Here is a 10,021-nt window from a genome sequence, read left to right as displayed (position 1 = left end):
TCTTGGACGAGTCAGGAATTCAGTGTGGGGAAGTACGACTTCCGGCTGCCCGCCCGCCGGATGTCCACGGTGCAGCAGTGGAAGCTGCCGCCGAAGTGGTAGACGTTTGCGAAGGGGATGGCGATGACCCGGAACCCGAGCGACTTGAACAGCTCGATCATCGGCTTCTCCCGCTCCTCGCAGATGATCGTCTCCTCATTGACATTGAAGACGTTCATGGAGATCCAGTTGCTGATCTCCGGAGTGTTGTAGAAGCTGCCGCGCACCGAGGGCTCTGCGGCGATGACCCGCCAGTTGTTCTCCTCGAAGAACGCGATCGTGTCGTCGACCGGGGGGCGTTCGGGGTTGATCATGACGAGCCCCGGACGCAGCGGAACCATCGTCGCGTCGATGTGCTGTGGGTGAGGATCGCGGAAACGGACCCTGTGGAGGCGGTACTCCGGGCCGAGGTGCCGGGCCAGCCAGGCGGCGCCGAAGTCGTTTGTCACGATGTCCGGCTGGTAGAAGATGTCCCTGCCCATGCGGCTGAAACTCGCCGCGTCGAAGGAGGGCTCCAGGCCGGTCAGCGCCGGATGGTCGTCCGCGTCGAAGGGGCCGTCGTCGACGGAGAAGTCCTGGACGTACATCTCGTCGGCCATGCTTGGTTTGGGGGCGGCCGTCCACTTGGCGCCCTGGCGGAAGTACTCCCGCACCAGCTCCCGGTAGGGCAAGTACTCGAAGAAGCGGCTCCGCATGGCCATGGGCGCCTCGATGATCTCGTCGCCGACGACGAGCAGGACGTCCCGTGGGCACGCGCTGGTGTTCTGGCTGCGCACCTGGAACGTGGGCGTCTTCACCTCGGTGAAGAAGTCTGTCTGCGTGGGCCGGCGCACGATGACGTTCTCGCCCTCAAGTACCCTCGCGAGATTGTCCAGTTGGGCGGTCGCCGCCTCGATCTCCGCGTCACTGCGCCGCTCCGCCTTGAACTCCCGCTGCTGCGGGGCTGGGAAATAGGGCCGCAGAGCTGGTTCGAAGCCGGGGCTCGCCGAATTCGCCACGCTTCCGACGATGACCTCTTCGAGCGGGTCCCAGCCATTGTGAGAATTGACGACCTGCTGTGCGGGATTGCCGAATAAATCTGCAATCATGTGAATTCCTTCGATGGTGAGTTAGGATGTCGCGCGCTTGAGAACTTGTCGTGAGCAGCAGACCTGACAGCGCCGTGGATCAGCTCATGGCGACGACTGTCTTGCGGGCCCCCTGGTACGGGTTGCGGCCATGCGCGAAGAGAAGGTTGTCCAGCACCATGATGTCCCCGCGCTGCCACGGGATGACAACCTTTTCCTGCTCGTACACCTCGCGGATATGCTCCAGAACCGTCGGCTCGATCGAATCGCCGTTGCCGTAGAACGCATTGCGGGGAAGGTTGTCGATGCCCAGTTCATTGACGAGCAAGCCCTGCTCCTCGGGCGCGAGCGCGGAGGCGTGGAAGAGATGCGCCTGGTTGAACCAGACCAGTTCTCCGGTGTGCGGGTGCGCCTGGGTCGCCCGGCAATGCTGCCGAGTGCGCAGAGCGGGACTCCCCGACCCCCATTCGACCTCAATTCCGTGCGTCGCGCAGTACGTTTCGACCACTGCACGTTCGGTGGTCTGGAAGACCTCCTGCCAGCTCAGGTCGATACCGTCGGTGAAGTTCCGGACATAGAGCACGCCCGTGCGCTCGAACTTTTCCCGCACCGCCGGGTCGATCCGCTGGTACACGCGCCGCGAGTCGGCTGTCGGGGTTTCACCGCCCTGTTCGGCGGCCACCGCGCAGTAGAAGTATATTCGACTGGGCCATGAGTCGGTGTATGAGTTCTCGTTGTGCAGCGGTATCGTCCGGTCCGCGGGATACTCCGTCGCGGTATACAGCTTCCTGCCGACCTTGGTACGGGGCGTGGAGCGGTGGACGTACTCAATTAGGTCAGAACTGAAGATCTGCACCACCCGATTGAACTCGGACACCGAATTGAGTCCGAGGTTGCGCAGGACGACACCGCCGTAGGTGGTGAGGAGTTCGTCGATGCGAGGCCGGATCTCCGCAAGCCATAAGTAGGGGTCCGCACCCTCCTGCGGTCTCAGCAGCACAGGACCACGGCTGTCCTGCGACGCAAACTTGATTCCCTCGCCATCGCCCGAGTGCTTCACCTTGGACTCCTAGACTGGTCACCAGTGTTGCGGCACGTGCCGACACCCGTACGCACGGCTGCATACGGGTGATCCCGGAAAATCCGTTTCGCCTGCCCTTAACCGTGACCGTGCACTCCGCGTGGCATCCGTGCTTGATCGAAACGCTAGAACGCACCGTTGATCAATGTCAACAGTCATTTGACGGTGACATGTGATCAATCCTCGTGCTACGTTCAAACAAAGGCGCTTCCTCTCGGCACCTAACGGTGGCCTGAAGCCATCTTATGGCTTGAAACTCTCTGCCAATGAGAGGCGGCATGTGGCCTCAGTCACCCATTGGACTCACTGACAGACGGGGGAGAGATGTGCGATTAACCAGGGAACCACGCTTCCTGAGCATCCCGTTTCGCGCGCAGCGGTCAGGAAGCTTTCCACTCACATGGGGTCAGCGCTGGGTATGGAATTTGGTGGCGTCACGCGCTCCGCACTACGCCGACCTCGGTGACACCTACACCGTAGCAGTTCCGGACACGATCGATATGAATCAAGTGTCCAGCGCCCTCACAGCACTCCTCACCCGCTACGAAACCTTTCGCACCCGATTCCCAGTCTCCGCAGACGGAAAACCGCACCAGCTGATTCTGGCCGGAGGTCATCTGCGGACCGAGGTGCGAGACGTCGCAGCGGACGACGCCCGGTCGGCGGCCCGCACCATCGAGGCCGAGTTCAACAGCTTGCCGTTCACACTTCCTGAACTCTCCCTCCGGGCCGCTGTTGTATCCTCGGACGGCGTCCCGAAGTTCGTCGTCCTCTGCGCCTTCCATATGGCCATGGACTGCCACGGCATGGTGTCCGTCCTGGACGATTTCCGGTCTTTCCTCAGAGGGCAGCCGGCCAATACGGAGGGATCGGTTCCAGAGAACCTCACGCACCCGGCGGACCGTGCACATAAGGAAAGCGAAGCCAAGAGTGCCCGGGACTCGGCACGCGGCATCCAGTTCTGGGAGCAGGAACTCGCCAAGTTTCCGGACGATCCCCTTCCTTACGCCGGACAGAGGCCAGAGAACCCGCGGTACAAGGCGTTCGCGATGCGCTCCGCCGCCGTGCGTGTCGCAGCACTCGAGATCGCCGCGGAGTTGGGCGTCACGACGGCATCGGTCATCCACGGCATGGCGGCAATGCTGATCGCCAAGCGGACGGGAAGCCGGAACTGCGGCTTCGTCATGGCGGCGAGCAACAGATTCGACGCCGATTCGGTGAGCTACCCTGGCACCCTTGTCCAGGGAGTTCCGGTAGTCGTAGACGTAGCCGACAGCACACCGCAGAAGGTCATTTCCCAGACCCATCGCGCGGGGATGCTCGCGGCCCTCGCCGGCTACTGCGATCCCGACGACCTGGCCGACAGGCTGCGCAAGTCCTACAGCCCGGAGGAGACCCGGTCGCTACTGGCGTGCGTCGTGAACCTTCAACTGCCCGGCCCCGCGGGCGCAGCGGGACGGTCAACGGTCGGCACCGGAGTCACGAGGGCGCACGCCGAGCGCCTGCTGGCCGAATCCCGGTACGAGTATGTCGAGGGAACCCCTGTGGAGAACGAGCGCTTCTACCTCTCCGCGCAAGGTGACTCAACGGACTTCTTCATCACCCTGCGGGCCGACACCGCGGCGCTCGCCTCAACCGACATCGCAGGCTTTCTGCGCGATCTGGAACGCGCACTCATCGACTGCCTGCCCGAGTCCCCAGCGGCGCCCTGACCCCGCTGTCTGCCCTCCATAGCGCAGGAAACGGACCGCAACTATTCGATGCGCTTGTGCTGCCTTCCAAGCCCGGATGCGATGCTCCGACGCCGCCGTGACGCATGGCAAGCCCGGCGGACTTCTCCCTTTGTGGAATTTCGCCGGAAGCTCATTCCCCACATCAGCTCTGACATACCGGGAGCGGTAAAGTCTTTGAGTACACAACTGGACATGCCAACCAACGTTGAACCGGCCTTCTACACGGAGGTCGATCGCGTCCCCCACTGCGTCCCCCGCTACAGGTCCGCTGCCACGCTCGCTGATGACCCTGCCGGACTCACCTGCAGCGTCATCGTGGGACGGGAATGGGCGGCCCAAGGACGGTCGGGTGCACTTCTCGGGTACCCGACTTTCGAAGCGGCCGCCGAGAACGTGAAAGCCGGGAAGCATGACGCCCTCCTGGTGGCCGGCGCCTACCCGGAGATCCGGTCATTCTTCTTCGACCCCGCACTGCGGGCTGTGGAGGCATTCATAGCCCCGCTTCCCGACATGGTGCTGGCAGCTCCCGATCAGAACGCAAAGCGAGCTACCGAATTCTCGAAGATCTACTACCACCCGGCCACCAACAAGCTTCTCCAATCGCTCGACCGCGTCAGCGTCGTGGAAACCGAGCAGGTCACATCGAACAGCCTCGCCTGTCAGCGGGCAATGGTCGACTCGGGCCACGCGGTGGCGATAACCAACGCCACGTGCGCGGAGCACTACGGCCTGACCGTCATCGATGTGCTTTCGACCAGAACTCCCATGAGTTTCGTGGTATTCGAGAGGACGGATTACGCGGGCGGTCAGTGACCGAACGCTCCACAAAAACAAGGACGCCGGGCAACTGCCCGGCGTCAACTGCGGGAGCGAAAAGCCCCTCGGCGCAAACATGGGCACCGGGACACCCACGGCTGTGAGCGTCCCAGTGCCCATGTGACAGAACAGCGGGGAGTGTCAGCCCTCACCCTGCATCGGGGCTGGTGTACAGCGTCCCCTCCGACCAGATGTAACGAGTTCCGCCCCAACGGGCCGCCGACTCGACGTCGGGAAAGAAGCCCCGTCCCTCCAGGTTCGCGCTGGTGTTGCACAGCACCGGCACTCCGCTGATCTCCGCGTAGGCGGCGAGGATACGAGCGGTGTCGGTGTCCTGCGTCGGCGCGATGGTCTGGAGCCGGGCGGTGCCGTCCAGGTGAACGACCGCCGGCACGCGTTCGGCCCAGCCGGGCCGCATGCGGTGCTCGAAGAGCATGTAGGGGTCGGGCGTGCCGGGGGTGAAGATCTCCGGCGCGCGGTCCTCCAGGCAGATGGGCGCAACGGGCCGGTATGCGGCTCGGTTCTTGATGGCGTTGAGCCGGTCTTTCATGCGGGGGTCGGTTGCCGGCGCCAGGATGCTCCGGTTGCCCAGAGCGCGCGGGCCCAACTCGGCCCGGCCGGACAGGACCACCACGGGTTCACCCTCGGTGTGTAGGATGGCGGCCAGCTGCCGCTCGTCGCAGGGCCGAGCCCGCCACCCAGCGGAGAGTGTGCCGGTGGTGATCCGCGGTCCGCTGTGGACATCCCACTCCAGCACGGTCCGACCGCGCCGGAACATCTCGCAGACGGCCGTGCCGATCGCCGCCCCCGAGTCATTGGGGAAGGGCGGGATGAAGACCTCCTGGAAGACCTTACTGGCCCGAATCGCGGTGTTCCACTTGATGTTGAGCGCGCAGCCGCCGCTGAGTACCAGGTTGCGGCTTTCCTTCGGGAAGCGGCGTTCCACCACCGAGGTGAGCCGTTCAAGGAGGTTGCGGCCGAGGTATGCCTGATAGGTGGCGATGATGTCCGCGTCGGACAGACCGGGCATCAGCTCGTCCCGGTTCGAGACGACTTTGGCTCCCAGGACGCCGTCCTTTTCGGCGGTGATGTCGGGAAACTCGGCGATGAGGTCATCGAGGACGGCAAAGGCACCGGTCTCAACCCGGCCCATGGCCGCGTATGCCATCGCCTTCCCCGCGATGGAGAGATGAAGGCGTATCTGCTGGTCCGTCGAGAGACCGTCGGTGTTGCGCCGGTACGGTTTGAACTGCGCGCAGAAGTCCCCGAAGCTGCTTCCAGTGACGGGCATCAGGGCCGAGATCAGAGTTACCTCATGGGTCGCGGCCTGGACCCAGTAGAGGCGCGGCACGATGCCGCCGTCCCAGACCAGAACGAATGCGTCTTCTCCCCGGGCGGCGAACGGGCTTGCGCAGTACGCGCCGAGGAGATGGTTCGCTACGTGGGTGAAGCTGGCATAGCCGTCGGCACCCTCGATGCCGTGGCCGCTGAAGGTGTGACGTTGCAGCGGCCCGTCGTCCCCTGGGCTCTCGAGGTACGGTGCGACGCGGAGCTGCACCGGCCGGCCGTCGGCGTCCACGTCAATGGTCGGCTCGCCCGAGGCGTCCTTTGTGTACCAGCCGTCGACCACGAACTGATCGATATCGCTCGGTGACAGACCCTCTGCTGCGAGGATTTCCGTCACCCGTCGCAGGTCCCCGAGGGAGCTGTAGCGTTCCCCGTTCTTCAGCTTCTCGATCTCGACGCTGAAGAGAAGGCGACCGTCTTCGATGACGGCAACCGCACCATCGTGCGATGCCTTAATCCCGCATATAAGCATTGGTTAGCCGCACCTTTCTGGCCGCATAGCGGCATGGAGTCCGGCAGGCACATCACAAGGCGGGCGGACTCGGTCAACTCGACGCACGCCACACAGCCGTCCTGCCCGTCTGACATCAGAAATGAATACGTCACCCACTCCGGAAAACTGGGTGACGCGATACTCAGGAAAGCGTCAGGAAGTGCCCTGACCGCAGCCTTACGCGATGAAACGCCGAGCTGGGAAATGGGAGCGGCGCCGAAACGAGAGAGTCGAAAGGCGAGCTTGCATGACGAGAATCCACACTGATCGTGGACCTCTTCCCTTGCCTACAGCCACCCCGAACTACTCTGCGCCAGCCACCAAGCATGCAGCCAACGGTACCGTTGATGCTTCCACAGCAAGGTCCCCCGGTCAATATGAAATATCCTTGTGCGGAAGGCGGCATCGGGGATCCTGTTGATGGTTGACGTTTCCTGGTTGCGACAGGTAGCGTTCTCAGGAAATCGAATTGACCGCTCGTGCGCTAATGTCCGTTTCGAGCCGGATGGCCTCGCCATCCGGCAGTTGCGGCCATTATGCAGAGAGCGGTGTTTCGGCCAAAAATCAAGCCACTGAATGTAGTCATTCAACCCTCCTGGCGCAATCCAGACGCTTCCTTCAGGGTTCCGTGAAGGTTTTTAGCAGGTTCTCCCGTCTGACTGTAATAATGACCGCGTTTCAGACCCTCTGCGGCATCGCACCACGCATCCAGACTCGGTACCCCCCGCTCGTAGGCCACCGCGGCAGCCCGCGGGGAGTCACCGGTTCCGTCTGCCAGCTCGCGCGCGTGGCACGCACAGCTCAAGTAGAGGTTTGTCTGTTTTCAGCACTTTGCGAGGGCGACATGAAGATTGGTGATCTGAACCTCCTGCCGGGCGATGAACGGGACAAGCTCATCGCACTCGGCAGGGGCGCCGACTGGCGCTTTCCGGCCGAGAAGACCATCGCTGACGTCTTCCGCGAGCAGGCGAGCGTGTCTCCTGACTCGACCGCGGTAGCGTTAGGTGACGTGCGGCTGACCTACCGGGAACTGGACGAATGGTCCGACCGGGTGGCCTGCGATCTCATCGAGGAGTACCGCATCGGGCCCGACCGGCTCGTGATGCTGTGCTTCAGCCGGAGCATCGAGATGACCGTGGCCATCATGTCCGTGTGGAAGGCCGGCGGCGCCTATGTCCCCCTCGATCCGGAAACTCCGGACGGCCGCGCGCGGTACATGCTGGAGGACGCCGCTGCCCCAGTGGTGCTCTGCGGTGAGGAGCACCGCGGCCGCATGGAGCGGTTGACCGCGCCCTCGGACGGTATGGCCGTCAGGGTCTTCGACGGTCTCTGGGAGCGTTCCCGACAAGGCAGCGACCGTCCGGTGCCGAGTGTCACTGGTGCCAGTGCCAGTGATCTGGCCTATGTCATCTTCACCTCCGGGACCACTGGCGCGCCCAAGGGGGTGTCGATCGAGAACCGTTCCGTGGTGAACCACGTCTGCGTCAGCAGCACCCGGTACGGGATGGCCAGCCCGGGTGAGGAAGTCGTGCTGCAACTCCTCAACTACGCGTTCGACGGCGGAGTCTACCCGATGATCCTCGCCCTGCTGACCGGAAACACTCTCCTGCTGACGCCAGATCAGCTGTGGGGGAGGAGCGGGGAGTTCACCGAGTACCTCAACGCGCACGGGGTCACGCACATCAACGGCACACCGACCTTCTTCCAGCACATCGGGTTCGGCGAAGTCCCCAGCCTGAAGCGGCTGGTGGTCGGAGCCGAGGCCCTCGACTCCGCCTGCTTCCATGAGATGACGCGGGCCAACAAGGTGCCCGTGTTCAACGAGTACGGGCCCACGGAGGCCACCATCTCAACGGTCTCGCACGCCGTGCGGGAGTTCGACTTGGCGATCGGTCGGCCCCACGACAACGCACATGTGCTAGTACTGGACAAAGCGCTGCGACCGGTGCCGACCGGCGCCGTAGGGGAGGTCTTCCTCGCCGGCCCGGGGCTGGCACGCGGCTATCTGAACCAGCCAGAGCTGACGGCGGAGAAGTTCATCCCGAACCCTTTCCGGACCGACGCGGAGAAGGCCGACCTGTCGCACGGCCCCCAGGGGCGCAATGCCCGCCTGTACCAAACGGGGGACCTCGCCCGCTGGCGCTTGGACGGCGTGCTGGACTATGTCGGCCGCAACGATTCCCAGATCAAGGTCCGCGGCTTCCGGGTCGAAGTCGCCGAGGTCGAGGCGGTCATCGGCGAGTGCCCTGGTGTGACGCAGAGCGTGGTCCTGCCCGGCGAACCTGCGGAGCGCCAGGCGGAAGCGGCCGGGGTCGACTCCCTCATCGGCTTCTACCTCACCGACACCCAGCTGGATCCCGAGGGACTACTGCGGCATCTGGAACTCAAACTGCCCGCATACATGGTCCCCAGCGCACTTGTGCACATCACCGAGCTGCCGATGACGGCCAACGGCAAACTGGACACCCAAGCGCTGCGTGACCTCCAGCCTGCGGCACAGGGCGCCGGCACAGCCCCTCAGACTGAACTGGAGACGCAGCTGCAGGCACTCGTCGCGGAGATCATCGGCGTGGAACCGGAGAGGGTCGGCCTGGAAGACGACCTGTTCCGGCTGGGCCTCAACAGCATGCTGGTCATCAAGCTGATCAACCGGCTCGAGGCCGACCTGCAGATTGACATCACCATCGCGTCGTTGTTCGCATACCCGTCGATCGCGGAACTCATGGCAAGCCCCGACTTCGCCGACGCCATGCCGCTGTCCGGCCATACACCCACCACCGGCTGAGTACCCGCGTCACACCACCGAAGGAGGGAATATGGGGACCGAAGAATGCCTGGAAGTGGTGCTCGTCACAGCGAGCGAGATCTTCGGCACAAAAATCAGTGCAGCTGACAACTTCTTCGATCTTGGCGGAAACTCCCTTGTCGCCGTACAGCTGACGGCCCAACTGGAGGAACGCCGCGGCAGGGAAATCGACAACATCGACCTCCTCGGCGCCCAGAACTTCGAAGAATTTCGATGGCCATGACGGAATAACTCGGTCACCGGTGATTTTTCTGTTGCACCGGCCTCGATTCTTTTGAGGGCTGACGGCGACGTCGTGAGCGGTTGGCTGCTCGATACGTCCCGTGCCGTGTCGGGACTGGCTGTCGCGTGACGCTGCGGAGGCGTCGGGGTGGTGGTCGGCAGTCAGGTGAGGGCTGGAAGCTTAGTAGCTCCTCGGCGCTGAACCGTCGCGTAACCGGACCTCACTACGGTCGACGTGGGGCGTTCTTGGAGGTCGTTGTGGTCTCTGCCCGCTGCCACTGTCCGATGTGTTCCGTGACACCGCCCAGCGGTATGCGGACCGGGCGGCGCTGGTGTCCGGTGACCACGCGCTCACCCACGCGGAATCGGCATCACGCACCTGCCGGTGACGGTCACGGTGGCTGGTGAGTCGCCCGG

7 protein-coding genes are annotated in these 10,021 nt (G+C 63.7%); 4 read left to right on the top strand and 3 right to left on the bottom strand.

Annotated features, from left to right (window positions below):
• Positions 1 to 11: 11 nt before the first annotated feature.
• Both ACFV6H_RS25325 and ACFV6H_RS25320 read right to left on the bottom strand, forming a co-directional pair.
• Positions 12 to 1,127 carry a glycine amidinotransferase gene (locus ACFV6H_RS25325; protein ID WP_385546063.1) on the bottom strand — a complete coding sequence of 372 codons (1,116 nt, stop codon included), beginning with the start codon at positions 1,125 to 1,127 and terminating at the stop codon, positions 12 to 14.
• Between the two features lie 79 nt (positions 1,128 to 1,206).
• Positions 1,207 to 2,166: a TauD/TfdA family dioxygenase gene (locus ACFV6H_RS25320; RefSeq protein WP_385546060.1), complete on the bottom strand. Its 960-nt coding sequence runs from the start codon at positions 2,164 to 2,166 to the stop codon at positions 1,207 to 1,209.
• A gap of 287 nt (positions 2,167 to 2,453) precedes the next feature.
• Here ACFV6H_RS25320 and ACFV6H_RS25315 point away from each other — a divergent pair, with 287 nt between their 5' ends.
• The gene (locus tag ACFV6H_RS25315; RefSeq protein ID WP_385546057.1) at positions 2,454 to 3,899 is read left to right on the top strand and encodes a condensation domain-containing protein; all 1,446 of its coding nucleotides are present in this window, start codon (positions 2,454 to 2,456) and stop codon (positions 3,897 to 3,899) included.
• Between the two features lie 213 nt (positions 3,900 to 4,112).
• On the top strand, positions 4,113 to 4,733 hold the full coding sequence (locus ACFV6H_RS25310) for a hypothetical protein (RefSeq protein ID WP_385546054.1): 621 nt from the start codon (positions 4,113 to 4,115) through the stop codon (positions 4,731 to 4,733).
• Positions 4,734 to 4,884: 151 nt separating this feature from the next.
• On the opposite strand, the gene ACFV6H_RS25305 is transcribed toward ACFV6H_RS25310, so the two are convergent.
• Positions 4,885 to 6,555, bottom strand: a complete 1,671-nt coding sequence (locus ACFV6H_RS25305; protein ID WP_385546051.1) for a carbamoyltransferase N-terminal domain-containing protein — start codon at positions 6,553 to 6,555, stop codon at positions 4,885 to 4,887.
• Between the two features lie 808 nt (positions 6,556 to 7,363).
• Between ACFV6H_RS25305 and ACFV6H_RS25300 the strand changes: the two genes are divergently transcribed.
• Both ACFV6H_RS25300 and ACFV6H_RS25295 read left to right on the top strand, forming a co-directional pair.
• Positions 7,364 to 9,361, top strand: a complete 1,998-nt coding sequence (locus tag ACFV6H_RS25300) for an amino acid adenylation domain-containing protein (protein ID WP_385546048.1) — start codon at positions 7,364 to 7,366, stop codon at positions 9,359 to 9,361.
• Positions 9,362 to 9,392: 31 nt separating this feature from the next.
• Positions 9,393 to 9,605 (top strand): acyl carrier protein, encoded by a 213-nt coding sequence (locus ACFV6H_RS25295; protein WP_385546045.1) that lies wholly within the window; start codon positions 9,393 to 9,395, stop codon positions 9,603 to 9,605.
• The last annotated feature ends 416 nt before the right edge of the window (positions 9,606 to 10,021 follow it).

This window comes from Streptomyces sp. NPDC059743 (assembly GCF_042732975.1).
Classification (GTDB): domain Bacteria; phylum Actinomycetota; class Actinomycetes; order Streptomycetales; family Streptomycetaceae; genus Streptomyces.
This window is presented reverse-complemented; position numbering and strand designations above follow the sequence as displayed.